At 51.2% G+C, this 17,399-nt stretch carries 18 protein-coding genes; 6 read left to right on the top strand and 12 right to left on the bottom strand.

Annotated features, from left to right (window positions below; genetic code table 11):
• The first annotated feature begins 158 nt into the window (after positions 1-158).
• Positions 159-794: a diguanylate cyclase gene (locus tag ACTS9Y_RS09745; protein WP_442585738.1), complete on the top strand. Its 636-nt coding sequence runs from the start codon at positions 159-161 to the stop codon at positions 792-794.
• A 1,000-nt stretch (positions 795-1,794) separates the two neighbouring features.
• Here the strand turns inward: ACTS9Y_RS09745 and ACTS9Y_RS09740 are convergent.
• Positions 1,795-2,493, bottom strand: coding sequence for a hypothetical protein (locus ACTS9Y_RS09740; protein ID WP_442585737.1), 699 nt, complete (start codon positions 2,491-2,493; stop codon positions 1,795-1,797).
• Positions 2,494-2,666: 173 nt separating this feature from the next.
• Between ACTS9Y_RS09740 and ACTS9Y_RS09735 the strand changes: the two genes are divergently transcribed.
• Together ACTS9Y_RS09735 and ppx are read left to right on the top strand one after the other, a co-directional pair.
• Positions 2,667-2,939 carry a hypothetical protein gene (locus ACTS9Y_RS09735; RefSeq protein WP_442585736.1) on the top strand — a complete coding sequence of 91 codons (273 nt, stop codon included), beginning with the start codon at positions 2,667-2,669 and terminating at the stop codon, positions 2,937-2,939.
• A gap of 18 nt (positions 2,940-2,957) precedes the next feature.
• Complete coding sequence (gene ppx / locus ACTS9Y_RS09730) at positions 2,958-4,436, top strand: exopolyphosphatase (protein ID WP_442585735.1); 1,479 nt, start codon at positions 2,958-2,960, stop codon at positions 4,434-4,436.
• Positions 4,437-4,529: 93 nt separating this feature from the next.
• Here the strand turns inward: ppx and ACTS9Y_RS09725 are convergent, their stop codons facing one another.
• Both ACTS9Y_RS09725 and ACTS9Y_RS09720 read right to left on the bottom strand, forming a co-directional pair.
• A complete protein-coding gene (locus ACTS9Y_RS09725) occupies positions 4,530-4,775 on the bottom strand; it encodes a hypothetical protein (RefSeq protein WP_442585734.1) in 246 nt (81 codons plus the stop codon).
• Positions 4,776-4,876: 101 nt separating this feature from the next.
• A complete protein-coding gene (locus ACTS9Y_RS09720; RefSeq protein ID WP_442585733.1) occupies positions 4,877-5,500 on the bottom strand; it encodes a nucleotide-binding protein in 624 nt (207 codons plus the stop codon).
• A gap of 141 nt (positions 5,501-5,641) precedes the next feature.
• On the opposite strand from ACTS9Y_RS09720, the gene ACTS9Y_RS09715 reads away from it, so the two are divergent.
• The gene (locus tag ACTS9Y_RS09715; protein ID WP_442585732.1) at positions 5,642-6,010 is read left to right on the top strand and encodes a hypothetical protein; all 369 of its coding nucleotides are present in this window, start codon (positions 5,642-5,644) and stop codon (positions 6,008-6,010) included.
• A 115-nt stretch (positions 6,011-6,125) separates the two neighbouring features.
• On the opposite strand, the gene ACTS9Y_RS09710 is transcribed toward ACTS9Y_RS09715, so the two are convergent.
• From ACTS9Y_RS09710 to pdxJ, 8 genes are all read right to left on the bottom strand, one after another.
• Positions 6,126-6,590: a SixA phosphatase family protein gene (locus ACTS9Y_RS09710; protein WP_442585731.1), complete on the bottom strand. Its 465-nt coding sequence runs from the start codon at positions 6,588-6,590 to the stop codon at positions 6,126-6,128.
• An 8-nt stretch (positions 6,591-6,598) separates the two neighbouring features.
• On the bottom strand, positions 6,599-8,641 hold the full coding sequence (ppk1, locus tag ACTS9Y_RS09705) for a polyphosphate kinase 1 (RefSeq protein WP_442585730.1): 2,043 nt from the start codon (positions 8,639-8,641) through the stop codon (positions 6,599-6,601).
• An 80-nt stretch (positions 8,642-8,721) separates the two neighbouring features.
• Complete coding sequence (gene tpiA, locus ACTS9Y_RS09700; protein ID WP_442585729.1) at positions 8,722-9,549, bottom strand: triose-phosphate isomerase; 828 nt, start codon at positions 9,547-9,549, stop codon at positions 8,722-8,724.
• Positions 9,550-9,691: 142 nt separating this feature from the next.
• On the bottom strand, positions 9,692-10,732 hold the full coding sequence (gene fba, locus ACTS9Y_RS09695; protein WP_442585728.1) for a class II fructose-bisphosphate aldolase: 1,041 nt from the start codon (positions 10,730-10,732) through the stop codon (positions 9,692-9,694).
• 11 nt (positions 10,733-10,743) lie between these two features.
• On the bottom strand, positions 10,744-11,721 hold the full coding sequence (locus tag ACTS9Y_RS09690) for a class 1 fructose-bisphosphatase (RefSeq protein ID WP_442585727.1): 978 nt from the start codon (positions 11,719-11,721) through the stop codon (positions 10,744-10,746).
• A gap of 252 nt (positions 11,722-11,973) precedes the next feature.
• Entirely contained in the window at positions 11,974-12,759 is a 786-nt protein-coding gene (locus ACTS9Y_RS09685; protein WP_442586938.1) for a tRNA threonylcarbamoyladenosine dehydratase, read from the bottom strand.
• 2 nt (positions 12,760-12,761) lie between these two features.
• Entirely contained in the window at positions 12,762-13,151 is a 390-nt protein-coding gene (gene acpS, locus ACTS9Y_RS09680; RefSeq protein WP_442585726.1) for a holo-ACP synthase, read from the bottom strand.
• 121 nt (positions 13,152-13,272) lie between these two features.
• Positions 13,273-14,001 (bottom strand): pyridoxine 5'-phosphate synthase, encoded by a 729-nt coding sequence (pdxJ, locus tag ACTS9Y_RS09675; protein ID WP_442585725.1) that lies wholly within the window; start codon positions 13,999-14,001, stop codon positions 13,273-13,275.
• A gap of 226 nt (positions 14,002-14,227) precedes the next feature.
• On the opposite strand from pdxJ, the gene ACTS9Y_RS09670 reads away from it, so the two are divergent.
• Positions 14,228-15,877, top strand: a complete 1,650-nt coding sequence (locus ACTS9Y_RS09670) for a hypothetical protein (protein ID WP_442585724.1) — start codon at positions 14,228-14,230, stop codon at positions 15,875-15,877.
• A gap of 83 nt (positions 15,878-15,960) precedes the next feature.
• Entirely contained in the window at positions 15,961-16,446 is a 486-nt protein-coding gene (locus tag ACTS9Y_RS09665; protein ID WP_442585723.1) for a PEP-CTERM sorting domain-containing protein, read from the top strand.
• 178 nt (positions 16,447-16,624) lie between these two features.
• On the opposite strand, the gene recO is transcribed toward ACTS9Y_RS09665, so the two are convergent.
• Positions 16,625-17,377, bottom strand: a complete 753-nt coding sequence (gene recO, locus ACTS9Y_RS09660) for a DNA repair protein RecO (RefSeq protein ID WP_442585722.1) — start codon at positions 17,375-17,377, stop codon at positions 16,625-16,627.
• Positions 17,378-17,399: the final 22 nt, after the last annotated feature.

Here is a 17,399-nt window from a genome sequence, read left to right as displayed (position 1 = left end):
TCATGCAGCTAACTCATGATTACACCATAAGTCCCCACAAGGCATTCACCCATCGAATCACTGGTTCATCGCGCTGCTTGCTGATTCAAAAAGTGTCTTTCAGCACGCTTCTTGCTAGCTATTTAACTGAACCGGCTTTGTTAAGTAATGAGGAGTGGATGATGAATATTTTTCACACTTTAATTGAGCAAATGCAAGTCATGCAATTGCCATTAACCGCAGTCACACTTACAGCAGTGCCGCGAGCGGACACTCCCTTGCTATTGATGCTGCACTGGCATGGCTTTCGCAAGCAGCCGATGGTGGCGTTACCCATGCTAAAACCCGTGCTGCAACCTGTGCCGGGCTCAGCTCTGCAGATCAACGACCGCTGGCGTCAACCTGAAATGGTGGAAGAAGCCGTGCTGGATGCCGCGTGGCAGTTAGGCGCCTGGGATGTGCAGCGCGAAGAGCACCGGGCCTGCACTTATATCGGGGCAACAGATCAGGAGGCTCTGGCGTGCAAACAGGCGTTTGGCAAATATGATGAAGAACTGGAGAACGAGCTGCTTGTGAGTGAAGCACCGGATAGGGACGAAATGCTGCAATTAGGTGCCAGAGTCGGGTACATCCGCTGGCAGTTCAGGCCAGTGAATGGCGGGGTTTGGCAATCGACAGCGGAGGATGATACGTTGATGGAAGATGGCAGGCGAATTCCGCCATGCCCGATCAGGCCTTTGGCGTTGAAGGGTGGGAAGATGAGTACCACGGCGTTTCGATTGGGGCAGATTAACCGGATTATTTTGTTGAAGTAGGGTTATCTCTAAGGATGGAATTGAGTAGCTCACAAAGCAACGTATAAGATCATATGAGGCATCGCTTTTCGCCTCTAGGCGAGTTACTTTTCTTTGCTTGCACAAAGAAAACGTAACCAAAAGAAATGCACCCTAGCTTCCGCTTGTTTCCTGCGTTGCTCATCAACGTGGGCGCCCAGCGAAACTCGCCCTGACAAGCCACACACACCGTGGCTTGTTGCGGAACTCGAACAGCCGCTGGCCGAAAACTCCCACGCTGACTGCGCTACTCGGCGCGTCAGATAGGGGCCCTGGAAAAGCACTACGCGGTTACTTAAGTGAGAGTTCTCACATTGCATCCCGCTCATCCAGTGAAATAAAAATCAGCAATAAAAAAAGAAGAAAGCCCAACAAAGCAATTCAATTGTTTTGTTGGCTTTTTTGCTTTAGAAATTAAAGGAGCTCCTTAGCGCCCTGAATGCCGTGCTGTTAACCAATATTTCATCGTGGTGGGTTGTAACGGGCCCCTATCTGACGCGCCGAGTAGCGCAGTCAAAATAAGAAATAAGGGAGCGACTGTCTGAGTTCCGCAGCGGCTTGCGCAGTGTGCAAGCCGCTAGGGCGAGTTTCGCGACCGCTTATTTTGATGAGCAACGCAGGAAACAAGCGGAAGCTAGGGTGCATTTCTTTTGGTTACTTATTCTTTGTGCAAGCAAAGAAAAGTAACTCGCCGAGGTGCGAAAAGCAACGGTTCAATTAAGCAGCAAATTCGAATGCTTAACCATCCAAAGAATTACCGAGTACGGCATTATGCAAGGGCAGCATTCACCCTTCTATTGCAACTAAGCTAAACATGAACCCTGCCTGGATTCTGGCCTGCGCCAGAATGACGGCGTTTTGTAGAGAGTAGCTACTTCGCATATTGGCCAGCCGCCTGGCAGAAAGCATGCTTCGCCCCCTGCTACACCTTCTCTCAGAATGACAACCCTTTACGCCCCACCAGCTTTCACAAAACCAGCCCCTACGGTGTCCATCTCAACCCAATCGAAAACCACTGACTCTCGCTACTCCCATTCACCTGCTGCCCTATCGTGCCATCCACCTGAAACACCTCCGGCACCAATGAATACCGCACACCCAGCTGATAAAACGGATTTTGCGTATTATCCCCAAACACTTCAGCAATGCCTTTAAACGGCCCACCCAGTTTAAACTCGGCGCCCAGGCCCATGCTGGCTTTCAGTTCCGAGGCCTCTTTGTCGCGTAACATGCCTATATTCAGATGCACCACGACATCATCATCGCGCATGGAGAAAGAGACTGGGACATAAAAGTAGGTATTCCCCAACTGGTTAGGGCCAGGCTGAATATCGGTGTGTTTGACATGCCCGGCGGCAAATCCCCAGCCCCAGCCATTGGTTTCCAGTGGTTTGAACAGGGTTTTGAACTGCACTATCCAGTCTTCGGTACGATAGTGTTCGTCCTGATTGTGGTAAACACCGCCGCCCAGGGTGACTTCAAAATTTTCACCCAGGTTGCAGGCGGGTAGCGCCCACATTTCGCGGCCACCTTCATAGGCGCGCACCCAGCTTTCCAGTTGGCAGCTATGGGCATTGGTCAGGCGTGCGTCATCCGTGACTAATGGACGTGCGGCATGGGCGCTGCAAGACAGGCACAGCGCGAATACCAGGCTAAAGGATGTGAGGAGCAGTTTAGTCATTTTTTATTTTTTATTTTAATTTAAGGCGATGACAGTTTAATGAAATTTGCAGCCGATCAGCGCGGCAATATTATATTGGTTTCCGTCATATTAGTTTCACTGGCCTCTGCCAACATAACGATTTATACTGTTTGCAGGGGTTGCCTATAGAGGCAAACAAGGCGGAGGTGATCGTGGCGACTATTGAGGTGACTGAAACCAGTCCTAATTCTTTTTCTGTCACCGTGCATGGGTCGCAAGTCACCACGCACCAGGTCAGTGTCAAACCGGAGTATGCTCAGCAGTTATTGAATACGCCGCATACGACCACTGAACTGGTGGCGGCTTCGTTCAGCTTTTTACTTGACCGCGAGTCCAACTCCAGTATTTTGAGAAGTTTTGATTTGAGTGTGATTGAACGCTATTTTCCTGAATACCCCAAGGCCATTTCCCGTTATCTAAAGTAATTTCTTCAGTGGTATCGCATGCTAACTATTACCCATGACACCCAACTCGCTGCTGTAGACCTGGGCTCCAACAGTTTTCGACTTGAAATCGGCCGTGTGGTCGACGGGCAGATCCTGCGCGTCGATTACCTGAAAGAGGCGGTCCGCCAGGGCGGCGACCTTGATGAAGATCGCAACCTGAAGCCGGAAGCGTTTGAACGCGGGCTGAAATGCCTGGCCCGCTTTGGCGAGCGCCTGAAAGGCTTTCCGCCTGAGCATGTGCGTGCTGTGGCCACGCAAACATTGCGGGAGGCGACCAATAGCGCCGACTTTATCAAGCAGGCGCAGAAAGTGCTGGGGTACCCGATAGAGATCATTTCAGGCGTGGAAGAAGCGCGCCTGATTTACCAGGGCGTCAGCCGCATGCTGCCGCAGTCAGATGAAAAACGCCTGGTGATCGATATCGGCGGCCGTTCAACGGAGTTTATCCTCGGCCAGCATTTTAAAGCCAATGTCACGGAGTCACTGCGCTTAGGCTCAGTCGGCTGGTCACAAAAATACTTTGCCGATGGCCAGTTAAGCGAACGTAACTTTGAACGCGCCGAAATCGCCGCAGAATCTATTATCGACATGATTGCCAGCCGTTACAGCGGCAACTGGCAGGTTGCCTATGGTGCCTCTGGCACGGTAGGCGCGGTGGCCGATGTACTGGCCGGCTCAGGGTTTTCAGCCAATAAAATCGAACGTAGCCAGCTGGAATGGCTGAAGCAAACATTGATCAAAGCCAAAACGCCTGACCGCTTGAATATGGAAGGCCTGAAAGATGATAGGCGCGCGGTCATCGGTGGTGGCCTGGCTATCCTAACCGCCGTATTTGATACGCTGAATATAGACACCATGCTGGTGGCCAATGGCGCATTGCGTCATGGTGTGCTTTACGACATTCTAAGCCCTGCGGATGCGACTGAAGATTTGCGTTCTGCCTCTATCGCCAGGCTGTGCAAACAGTTTGGGGTAGAACTGGAACATGCGCAGAATGTCAGCAAAGTAGCATTGCATTTTTACGATGCGATGCAGGCCTGTGATACACAAAAACCGTTGTTGCAGTGGGCGGCGCTTTGCCACGAAATCGGTTGGGCTATTTCACATACCGACTGTAACAAACATGGCGCGTACATTCTCGATAACACCGAGCTGATGGGTTTTGCGCAAAGCGAGTTACACACCATCAGCCTGCTGGTATTAGGGCATCAGGGCAAGCTGCGCAAATTGCCTGCCGATTTCGATAATCAGGACCTGGTTTGCCAGTTGATGGCATTGCGGCTGGCGGTGATCTTTTGCCATTCCCGCCGATTACCCGTGCTCAAGCATTTACATTTATCGCATGACAAGCAGCAATTTACGCTGGCACTGCCTGCGCAATGGGTCAGCCAGCATCCGCAAACGCATTACCTGCTTGAAGAGGAGTGCCAGCTGTGGCAAAAACTGGGCTGGCAACTGGAAGCGCATTACGATTAAAAGCGCGGATTAAAAACTGGAATGAAAAACGGGCCGATCAAGGCCCGTTTTATTTAGGCGGCAGATGCGCCGCACTTGTACATCTTCAGCAAACTAATCTTTTTTCTTCTTGGTTTGCTTTTCATCTTCTTCACGCAGCTTGGCCACTTTCTCGCGCCATTCGTTCAACTGCTCATCTTCAATTTCCAGTTGCAAAGCGAGCGCTTCTTCCTGCGACAGCTTTTCCTTGATGAAGCGTTTAGGCAGCTTGCCGCCCATGCGTGATAATACGCGCTCAGCTTCGGCCGGGCTGAGTTGTTGCACTTTTTCCAGATACACTGGATTCGACTTGTCTTTCATATTGCTCCTTTGATTTACTGCTAAATGCCTGCCTTGCCAGGCATCCTTGATTCTCGACCTATGATTCAGGTGACTTTCATTGTTACCTGCTTGCCAGGCCTTTATTCACTATTTTGTAAAACCCAGTCTGTCACCGGGTTCCACTGTGCGATATCGATCTCTTTAAGTGAGCCCGACAACTCAAAAATACTCAATCCTTCTTCAGCCGCAGTGACGTATATCTGGGACGACCGCAGCATGGATAACACAGCAAAGCCGGATTCATCCATAAATGTGAGCAGCCGTTCGGCAGATTTGGTGCGGGGCATCACGCGCATACCCACCAGCCCGACAAAAGTCTTGTGCTTGCGTACTGCTTTTTCTTCAGACAGCAAACCCAGAAAATCCTGGGTAGCACCAATATCAAAGGCAGATGGCGCAACAGGCACCAGGATCAAATCCGTCTCGGTCACTGCATCAGAGATTTTCTTGTCGCGCAAACCGCCTGGAGAGTCGGTAATGACCCAATCGGCTTTTTGCAGCGCGGATTTGCCCAGGTCTTCGGCATTAAATACAGTAGACACATGCTGCGGGCGGCGTGCCAACCAGGAAGCCGTCGATTGCTGGCGATCAATATCTTCCAGTACAACCTTGTGCCCCAATTGCGCCAGATAACCGGCAAGATTGGTAGCGAGCGTCGTTTTACCGCTACCGCCTTTGGTGTTTGCCACCAATATCCTGCGCATCTCATGCTCCCTGTTTTAAGGTGTTGAATTCTGTCATGAAAAACAGCCTCTATGACACCACAACAATATGAAATTTTTATGACAATTGACGCAAAATAAAAACGGTATAAACTGTTTTCACGTAAAACTCAGGAGAGCGACATGGCCACTAAACAGGCAGCCAAACCTGCGGCAAAAAACAAGCCAGCAGTAACGACCACCACGGCAGCATCCAAAGCAGCAAACCCGGTTGCAGCAAAACCTGCAGCACATGCAGCAAAACCAGTGGCTGCAAATGACAAGCCAAAAGCGCCTAAAGTCAAAATGGAACGCGATAGCTTTACCATGCCAAAAGACGAGTACGCCCAAATTGCAGCCTTGAAGAAACGTCTGGAAGGCGTGGGCAAACCGGTCAAGAAAAGTGAATTACTGCGTGCCGGCTTAAAACTGCTCTCAGCGCTGAACGACACCGCATTGAAAGCCGCGCTAGCCGCCGTGCCTACCATCAAAACAGGTAGACCAAAGAAGTAAGTTCCCAAGCTAAGGGCATTCAATCAGCGCATAAACGCTGATTGAATGCCGGACTGCTGAATGTCATATGGCTGTTGCCTATACAGCGCAAATCAGGCTTGGGAATATGCTTGCATTATTCCACTAGGTCTGGCGCCTGCACGCTATATAGTTTGTAAGGCAGACCGGATTTGGGCAATCGCAACCACCAGATCGCGCCTTTTTTGATGCTCAGCTGCGCATCTTCCATGCCCAGGCATTCCGCAGCCAGTTCGCCGATCCAGGGCTGATGCCCGACCAGCATGATGTGTTCAAACGGGCTTTGCGCCAGTAACTGTAAAATCGGCTCCAGAGGACGTTCCGGCGCCAGCCGGTTTTCCTCCTGCCAGTCTTCACCCCAATAAGCGGCGGTTTCTTGTGTGCGGAGCGACGGGCTCACCATGGCGTAGGTTTGTTTAGGCAGGTATTTTTTGAGCCATGCCGCCATCTGCTTGGCCTGCTTGTGGCCTTTTTTAGTCAGTGCCCGCTCCAGGTCTGAATGCCCGTGCTGCAGGTCTTCTGCTTCAGCGTGCCGCCATAAAATCAGGTTACGTACTGACATCACTTAGCCTATAAGGAATGATATTGTTTTAACAATATCTGCTGGCAAGATTGTAATGGTGTATCCCCGGCTGATTCACGCACGGCTTTATAAACGCCCTGCTCAGCCAACTGCCAGGCATCCAGGTTATCATCCAGGTACATTTGCAAGCCTTCCTGCATAATACGCAGCTGCATTTTCGGGTCAGTGATCGGCCATGCCAGCTCGACGCGTCTGATCATATTGCGGCTCATCCAGTCGGCACTCGACAGCCACATCTGCACGTGCCCATCTAAATTAAAGTAGAACACACGCGAATGCTCCAGCAGGCGGCCAACAATAGACCTGACGCGGATACGGCCTTTGATGGCAGGTAAATCGACTGGCAGGATGCAGGCACCGCGGATGATCAGGTCGATCTCCACCCCGGCTGCTGCGGCCTTGATCAGGGCTTCTGTTAATGGCACATCGGTCAGGGCATTCATTTTGGCAATCACACGTGCCGGTTTGCCTTGTCTGGCGAGGCGTTGGGCTTTGCCCAGCTGCTTGATCATGCCGGAATGCAGCGTGAATGGCGCGACCAGTAAGTGCCGCATGCGTGTCAAAGGCAGCTCGCTGGTCAAATGCCTGAACACCGCTTCCATTTCCTTGGTCAGGTCAGGGTTGGCGGTGAGCATGCTCCAGTCGGTGTATAAGCGGGTGGTTTTCGGGTTGTAGTTGCCGGTTGATAAATGCCCGTAGCGATGGATGGTTTTACCTTCGCGACGCATGATCAATAACATTTTAGCGTGGGTTTTCAGGCCGACAACACCGTACACCACTTGTGCGCCAACTGATTCCAGCGCCTCTGCCCAGTTGATATTGGCCTCTTCGTCAAAACGCGCTTTTAGCTCAACCACCACCAGCACCTCTTTGCCGCGGCGGACGGCTTCCTGCAATAATGCCAGCATACGCGGGTCAGCGCCGGTGCGGTAAATCGTCATGCGGATGGCCAGCACATGATCATCTTTGACGGCTTCTTCCAGTAACTGGATCACCACATCAAAGCTTTCATATGGCTGGTGTATCAGTAAATCGCGCTCGCGCATTTGCGCCAGCAACAGAATGTTTTTATTGATGTGTTTTGGCCATTGCGGCTGGAAAGGCGTGAACTTGAGATGGTCGCCTTTTGCCATATCCGGCAACTGGATCAAGCGGCCCAGGTTGACCGGCCCATTGACGCGATAAAGTGCGAGCGCCGGTAAATTAAACTGCCTGAGCAGGAAATCAGCCAGCGCATCATCACACTCATGCGTCACTTCCAGCCGCACTGCTTTACCATACTGGCGGTGTGCTAGTTCTTCACGCAAAGCCATGCGCAAGTTACTGACATCGTCTTCATCCACTTCTAGGTCACTATTACGCGTGACGCGGAACTGCGAAAAATGCAGGATCTTCGCACCTTCAAATAACACGTGCAAATTAGCGCGGATAATACTGGTCAGCGAAACAAAGCATTGTTGACCCTTGCTGATGTTATGCGGCAACTGCAGCAGGCGAGGCACCACGCGCGGCACGCGCACAATGGCAATCTTCTCTTCTTTATCGATGGCGATGCGGACAATGAAATTTAATGATTTGTTGGCGACTTGCGGGAAAGGATGCGAGGGATCTAAAGACACCGGCATTAAGAATGGCAGCACTTCACGCTTGAAGTAACTGCTCACCCACGCGGTTTGTTCGGGTGTACGCACTGTGCCTGAAACCAGGTGTATCGCCTGCTCGGCCAGGGCTGGCATCAGTGCATCGTTAAACAGTTCATACTGTTTTGCCACCAGCGCATGCGCCATGCTGGCAATTTGTTCGCAACCACTGGCGGTGACCGGGCCATGCGTGACCCCCTGCTGGTGCGCCTCCATCTGCAAAGGCATACGCACTTCAAAAAACTCATCGAGATTATTGGAAACGATACACAAAAAACGCAGGCGTTCGAGCAGCGGGTAATCTTCACGTTGCGCCAGGGAAAGTACACGTGCATTGAAACTGAGGATACTTAGGTCACGGTCTAGCAACACAGAGGGGTTATTTTTCATGCCGACTATTGTAGCGCCTGGCGCTCAGCCATTTATGACAGTTTTGTGAAATTGCGTGCCGACACTAAACGCACAGCCGGCTAAACCACCACTGCCGGTGACTGCGCCTGTGCTTTTAATTTCACCTGTTGCTGCCAGCAATGTGAGGCAATCCGGCAGGTATCAATGAAATCTTCAGCCACCAGCGCTGCGCGCCCAAGCAGGCCACCATCGATATCCGGCATGATCAGCAGGCTCTCGGCATTTTTAGGCGCCATACTGCCGCCATATAAAATGCGTATCTGTTCGGAAAACTCCCTATCGCGCTCAGCGATCATCATGCGGATAAACGCGTGCATGCGTTGTGCTTGTTCGGGTGTGGCGTGTTCGCCAGTGCCAATCGCCCATACTGGCTCATAGGCGATCACCATATTGAGTTTCTTCGCCAGGGCGAACGCTTCATTATCCAGCCCATACACCACATTCAGCATCTGGTTTCTGACAATCAGTTCGGCCATGCCACCGTCGCGCTCATCCAGTGTTTCACCCACACAAAAAATAGGCGTGAGGCCAGCGTGCAAGGCATTGAGCAGACGTTTGGTGGCGACCTGGTTACTTTCCAGTTTGAGCGCGCGGCGTTCAGAATGGCCGACGATGGTATAGGTGCAACCGAACTCGGCTACCATTTTTGCCGAGATGCACGAGGTGTAAGCTCCCTCAGTGAACTGGCTGACATTTTGTGCGCCCCAGGCAATGGCTGAGCCCTGCAAGGCAGATTGCGCCTGATATAAATACACATAAGGCAGGCAGACAGCTGCATCCACGCCATCCAGATGATGTAATTCTTGTTTGAGCCGGTTGAGCAGGCCCTGATTTTCCAGCAAGCTGCCATGCAGCTTCCAGTTACCGATGACTAATTTTTTGCGCATGATGTCAAACCTTTCTATCATGCCCCCTCGATGAAATTATATTTTTTGTTTAAACATGAGCGGGTAAGTGGGTGAGTTGCCTGACGTGCCCAGGGACGGGCAACATTATCTTCTATGGCAGCTTTACCTGGTAACCGTTCAATCATTTTTCATAAATGGCGGCCATTTTTTCCAGGGAAACCACTTTGATCTTACCCGCCTGGCCCGCACTGCCAAAGGCTTCAAATCGCTCTTTACACAACTGTTGCGCCGCGTTGCTGGCTTCTTTAAAGTAGCCGCGCGGGTCAAATTCTTCCGGATGTTCAACAAAGTATTCACGGATGGCGGCTGTCATGGCAAGGCGGATATCGGTATCAATATTCACTTTGCGCACCCCGCTCTTGATGCCTTCCACAATCTGCGAAACCGGCACGCCATAGGTTTCCTTGATATTACCGCCATAATGCCGGATCCGCTCCAGAAATTCTTGCGGCACACTGGAAGACCCATGCATGACCAAATGGGTATTGGGGATTTTGGCGTGAATCTCACGGATACGCTTGATGGATAAAGTATCGGCTGATGGCGGGCGTGTGAACTTATAAGCGCCATGACTGGTGCCGATCGCGATTGCCAGTGCATCCACTTTAGTCGCCTCGACAAACGCGGCTGCCTCGTCCGGGTCAGTCAATAACTGCGACTCATCCAGCTTGCCTTCAGCGCCTACACCATCTTCCTCACCCGCCATACCGGTTTCAAGTGACCCCAGTACACCTAATTCACCCTCTACCGAGACACCCACCGCATGGGCAAACTCGACCACGCGGCGTGTAACATCCATGTTGTATTCATAACTGGCCGGGGTTTTGTGATCTTCCTTTAACGAGCCATCCATCATGACACTGGAAAAACCGCTGCGGATGGCCATCTGGCAGATCTTTGGCGAAGTACCATGATCCTGGTGCATGCACACCGGGATATGCGGGAACTGTTCGATCGCCGCTTCTACCATCTTGCGCAGAAACGACTCACCGGCATAGCCACGCGCACCGGCCGATGCCTGCAAGATCACCGCGCTATCGACCTCGTCAGCGGCTTTCATAATGGAGATGATCTGCTCCATATTATTGATATTGAATGCCGGATAGCCATAGCTATGCTCGGCTGCGTGATCGAGTAACTGCCTGAGGGAAATCAATGCCATGCAAAACTCCTTTATTCTGTGGCTTGCTGATGGTATTCACGCAAGCGCTGGATTTCTTGTCTGGACCCCAGCAATACCGGGACGCGTTGGTGACAGGACGTGGGTTGTAATGCTAGCACCTCTTCCAGGCCATCTATACTTTCACCGCCCGCCTGCGTGACCAGCAGACTCATGGGGTTGGCCTCGTACAACAATCTCAAACGCCCGGCCTTGACCGGCTGTTTATGATCACGCGGATACAGGAACACACCACCACGCGTCAAAATACGATGTACATCCATCACCATACTGGCGCACCAGCGCATATTAAAATTACGCCCGCGTGCGCCTTCTGCCCCCTGCTTGCATTCGTCTATATAACGCTGCATAGCAGGCTGCCAGTAACGCTGGTTACTGGCGTTAATCGCATATTCAGACGTCTCTGACGGAATTTCAACGGTTTGCTGGGTGAGTACAAAGGTGTCGCTCTCCTGATCGAGCGTAAACACATGCGTGCCTTGGCCTATGGTCAGCACCAGTAAAGTCGCCGGGCCATACATCACATACAGTGCGGCGCGCTGCGCCTGCCCAGGCTGTAAAAACGCTTGCTGTCCCTGGATCGCCACACCGGTATTAGGCAGGACTGAAAAAATACTGCCGACCACACCATTGATGGCTAAATTGGAAGAACCGTCCAGCGGGTCCATACTGACCAGAAATGGTGCATCCACCGTTTCAAACACAATAGGCTCATCGGCTTCTTCAGACAAGACGGCGGCAACAACAGCTGAAGCGCGTAGTTGTGCGAGCGCGACTTCATGGCTGCGGATATCCAGCTGCATCTGCGTCTCGCCCTGCACATTGGTGGTGGTGGTTTTTTCGGTCACCCCTTGCAAGGCACCCTGCTTCACCAGGGCAGCGATCTCAATGCCAGCCTGGGCTGCGTGCCATATCAATACGTTCAATGCATGATTCAGCGAAACCTGTTTCAGAAATACATCCAAGTGCATGGCAGATACCTTTTTTATGGTTTTAGCGATACTTGCAGCGAAACTGTAACCGACAACACAGCGACGCAAAGTGGCGATGACAGGCTGGAAACACCTGCATTTAAACTCAATCAGGCGTTTAACTAGGGTTAGCTATGCAATGTCCATGCCTGTTTTTCTATTAAAGTAGACGTCACATCTCAGAGATTGTTCAACAATCTTATAACAGTAGCATGACAATTGTCGCCAAGCAGGCGACTTAAAAGGAAAGGATCAATCAGCAAACACTAATTGTTGCAGCGCATGTTGTGCAGCCACGAAGCCAAAGCTGGCGGTGACGCAGATACTGGAACCGTAGCCCGCGCAATGCAATCCGGTCAGCCCGGTTTCGGCTTCACATGCCTCGGCAGGCTTTTCTACCGGCTCGTCTGAATAGACTGCCGTGATGCCAAATTTGGCAGACTTTTTGGTATCACTGGCTTTAGCAAAGCCATGATCGCGCCGCAACTGGTTGCGGACTTTCGCCAGCATGCGGTCACCTTGCACATGTGCCAAATCTGCCAGGCGTATGCGTGTGGCATCCAGCTTGCCCCCGGCACTGCCGACAATCACCAGCGGCAATTGCTGCAACTTGCAATACGCGGCCAATGCAACTTTGGCTTTGGTGTCATCCATGCAATCTATGACAACATCAGGGCGGGCTTCTAACAAAGATGTCATGTTATCCGCAGAGATAAAATCCTCCACCTCCACCACTTCACAGCGCGGATTGATCTGCGCGATGCGCTCACGCATGGCCGTCACTTTGGCTTTGCCCAGGTTCGCATCCAGCGCATGTATCTGCCGGTTGATATTCGATTCGGCAATATTATCCAGATCCACCAGCGTTAACTTTGCCACCGCATTACGCGCCAGTGCTTCTACCGTCCACGAGCCCACCCCACCTATGCCTATCACCAGCACATGCCCGGCTTGCAGCCGCTGCAAGCCTTGCTCACCATACAGGCGGCGCACGCCGGAAAAACGGCGTTCGATATCCAGACCAACAGGCGTGGGCAAATTCACTTGGTGCTCACGGTTTCCAGCACCACATAGGCCAATGCCAAGTTTTTCTCATCGCTGATACTTATATGGGATTGATGGATGTGATGCTGTTTGAGGAAAGCCTGCAAGGTGGGCGCCAGTTGCAACAATGGCCGACCCAGCGCATCGTGGGTGACTGCGATATTGTGGAAACTGACATCACCGCGTATGCCAGTGCCTATGGCTTTGGCAAAGGCTTCTTTGGCGGCAAACCGTTTGGCAAGAAAACGCGCTTTTAACTGGCTGGCCTGGTAATCTTCCCATTCGGAATCCGCCAGTATCCGCTTGGCAAAGGGTTCGCCAAACTGATCCAGCGATGCTTGTATGCGCTCGACTTCAACGATATCTGTCCCAATTCCAAAAATCATATGGCCACCTCGCAAACTCATTCCTTGCATTTATCTGCGGCGTTGAGGGTGCTCGTCAAATCGCCGGATTTGTTTTCTATCACTGTTGTGTCTTGCTTTGAGTATTGCAGTAATACTCAGCCTACCTGGTTGAGAACTCTTTCATCAGGGCTTTCATCTCGCGCACAGCATGATCCCAGCCGACAAACAGGGCATGTGCCACGATGGCATGGCCGATATTCAACTCTTCAAAACCAGGCAAGCGCGCGATGTGATGCACGTTGTGGTAATGCAGGCCATGCCCGGCATTGACGACCAGGCCACCAGCTTTGGCATGGTACAGCGCCGTCTCGACCCTGCGTAACTCTTCCATTTGTGTTTTGTCGGTTTCAGCATCGGCAAAGGTACCGGTATGGATCTCTATCACCGGTGCACCGATTTTGATGGCCGCATCGATCTGCGCCAGATCCGGCGCAATAAAGAGGGAAACGCGTATGCCCTGGTCAGACAGTTTTTTAACGGCATGTTCCACTTTTGCATAATGCGTGAGCACATCCAGGCCGCCTTCTGTGGTGCGCTCTTCGCGGCGCTCGGGCACCAGGCAGACATCCTGCGGCTTGACCTGGATCGCAATATCCAGCATTTCGTCGGTGACTGCACACTCGAGGTTCATCTTGGTTTGTAGCAAAGGGCGCAGCGCAAAAATATCGGCATCCTGCATATGGCGGCGGTCTTCACGCAAATGCAGGGTAATGCTATCCGCACCGGACTGCTCGGCGCGCAGTGCGGCTTGCACCACACTTGGGTATTTGGTTCCGCGCGCCTGGCGTATGGTGGCGACGTGGTCGATATTCACACCTAATTTCAACATATCTGGCTTTTATGAGATTTGATAAAAACGCTATTTTACCTGCTGTCTGTGCAAAACCATACCATTAAGCACCTACCGTCAGGCCACGGTAGGCATAGGCTGATGTCATGCAAATATATTTTGCCAGTCATGAAAGATTAATCTGCTTCACCCATCATCGCCGCACAGTAAAAGCTTTCATTTTCAACCACCTCCCTGACGGGGACTTTCATTTAGCGGGATTCTTGTGAATAAATTAAAAATAGTTAAATCGACCTCTATGGTCATCGCAGCACTGGGACTGTCGATAGGTGCAGTTTCCTTAGTCTCAGGGTTGGAAATCAAGCCAGCGCTCTCAACACCTGATGACAAAGGAAGCTGGACGACGGGTGACTTGCATACCCATACCGTCCAATCTGATGACTCACGCACCACACAAACATTAGATTATTTGCTGGATAAGTCACTGGACACTTACAAACTGGACTGGATGATACTGAGTAATCACTTGCGCTCATCCAGGTTTGATAAGAATGGCAATTTATTGCCTAAACCGGTGCCTTTTTCCTACGCCATGGAATCCATAGAAATCCCGCACGTGAAAGATCTCCAGGCAGGCGGCACTTACGCAGACAAGATGATCATCTCCGGTGCCGAATGGGATATGCCTACGCACGATCACGTCAACGTGGTGATGTTTGACAATGAAGCTACGCTTGATGCTTCAACCAGAGGTGCGAAAGAGTTTCAATATCTGTTTACGACGCTTGCTGAGTCAACGTTTGACCCGGTCGATGTCGCTGCATGGAAAAATAGAAACGGCACCACCAGGCCGAACGCAACCGGCGCCGATGCTTTGGCCGCTTTTTCATGGTTGAAAACAAATTATCCGACCACCAGCTTTGCCACTATCAACCATCCCTCGCGCAACCCGAGCAAATATACGATACAGAATCTGCGCCAAATGAATGATCTGGCACCTGATATCGTGTTTATGATTGAAGGCATGGTCGGTAACCAGATGGAACCAGACCGTGGCGGTTATACATCCGCTTATACCAATGCTAACCTGCCCAATCGCACTTATGGTGGTGTGGATGCCATCGTCGCCAAGGTAGGCGGGATGTGGGATGCGCTGTTAGGGGAAGGTCGTCACGTATGGAACATCGCCAACTCCGATTCACACTTTAAAATTGATACAGCCAGCAACAGTAGCGGTTACTATCCTGGCGAATATTCCAAGAACTATGTGTGGACACCAGACAGCACCAAGGGCACAGCGACTGGATTCATCTCAAACCTGCGTGAGGGCCGCATGTTTGTTGTGTATGGTGACTTGATCAATGCCTTAGACTTCAGGGTAGTGGGCTCTACAGGCACGGCCTTTATGGGTCAGGAAATCAAAGTCGGCACAGGTGAAAAAATCAAGTTAACCATCCGTTTCAAAAGTCCGGATTTAAACAACTACCTCAAGCCGGTGGATGGCAAAACCCTGGCTAACATGAAACCTGTCGTCAACCACGTGGATTTGATTGTAGGCGATGTCACCCCTAAAGCCAGTCCCGATTCTCCGGCTTACAACGTTGCCACAAATGCATCCACACGCGTTCTCAAGCGATTCACTGCTGCCGACTGGAAGGTAGGCAAAGATGGCTTTGCATCTGTCACCGTCCAACTGGTTGCCAGCAAGAACCAGTACTTTAGATTGCGCGGCACCAATCTGGCTGTGGACGTACCGGGGCTCAGTTTCAACGGCGAGCCGTTGGCCGACCAGAAAACCACAGTAATCAATAATCAAGGCGGTGTTGATAATAATGGTCGCGTGAATGCAATTAATGACCGCAATTACAGCAGCCTGTGGTTTTACTCCAACCCGGTGTTCGTTTCAGTCAATTGATACCAAGGATGAGGCGCACCCGCACCTCATCCAAACGATATTATTGCGACTTATTTATTCACTTATATATTTCAGGATTTTTTATGCAATTCATTAAATTTTTAGTGTTGTTACTGGCGCTCACTTTCGCTGGCAGTGGCGCAGCACTTGCAGATTATCGTTATGACATTATCGCTGTGGATGATGTAGACGGAGACCCTACGTTTTCTGGCACGATGACCACGAGTGCACCCTTCTCATTAGAGTACAACTTCAGCGTTTTAGGCTTTGTGCTGAATAACCCTTTAGACAACGTCACTTATCGCGACACAGACGCCAGCATTACCATCGATAGACAGGGGTTTACGTTTGTTGCAAACAACAACGCCTCCTCATTCATCTTGACGCTATACCCGGATAATAGCTATTTCTCCGAATTCACAGCCTTCGGACAAACCACAGTCAATAATTCAGGCTATTTTAGTTTTGTACAACAGACCACAGCAGTGCCAGAGCCTCAAAGCAGTGCCATGCTCTTAATTGGCTTTGCTTTGCTGGGATGGGTAGCTAGTCGCAAAAAGAATATTTGACATCTGCACTGAGGCCTCGCCTCAGTCAGCCGCGCAAGCTGATGATTATGTTGGATCAGATACTGCAAATGCGTAAATGCGTTTATTTAATGACTCACACTGCGAGACCGGGCAAGACGGTTAATACATTACACAATGTATCTTCAGTCATCACAAGCTAGATAACGCCTGCTTTTCCTTAAAACCCTTGCAGATCCACCAGTAACTGGCGGGTATGCAAGGGTTTTTCACCCAGGTAATGCTGTAGCAGATAGCGCATCAATTGCTTGCTTTGCGCTTGTGTGGTTGTGTTGCTGTAACTGCCACGTGCCATATCCAGCAATGACCGCCCTTGAATCAGCACGCCATTTTTAGTCACGTTTAAGGCACACGCGCCATAGTCCGCTTCAAATCGATACGTTTCTTCGGGATGGATGATCTCGCCGTTTTCATCATGCGTCAGTGGCACGGCATAACCTAACTCCTGCAACATTTTCAACTCAAACCTGCGCATGATTTCCGCCAGCTGGCTGCTGCCGGTTTCTTGGGTAAGCGTAGAAAGTATTTGTACGGTTTCGGCGTAATACTCAAACAGTTGCGCATGCGCATCATCGCGAGGCAGCAAGCGTAACAGTAATTCATTCATGTAAAACCCGCACATTAGTGCATCGCCTTTAAGCAGCGTCAGGCCGGTCAGCCATTCCAGGCCGTGCAAGGTTTTCAATTCATTTTTGCCAGACCAGGTGCCTGCCAATTGCTGGAAAGACTGCAACATACCGCGCATGGCGGAGAGTGGCCGGCGTGCGCCTTTGGCGACACCGGCGATACGTCCGAAATCGCGGCTGAACATCTCAACCACCAGGCTGGTTTCTTTGAAGGGATAGGTGTGGAGAATAAAGACTGGCTGTAGCGATTGCTTGAGTGCAGCAACGTTAGGGATGCTCACAGCCATGATGCGACCGCCAGTTCAGGCG

The organism is Methylophilus sp., from assembly GCF_052173275.1.
Lineage (GTDB): Bacteria > Pseudomonadota > Gammaproteobacteria > Burkholderiales > Methylophilaceae > Methylophilus.
The sequence above is the reverse complement of the archived record's forward strand: the minus strand, read 5'-3'. Positions and strand labels throughout refer to the sequence as shown.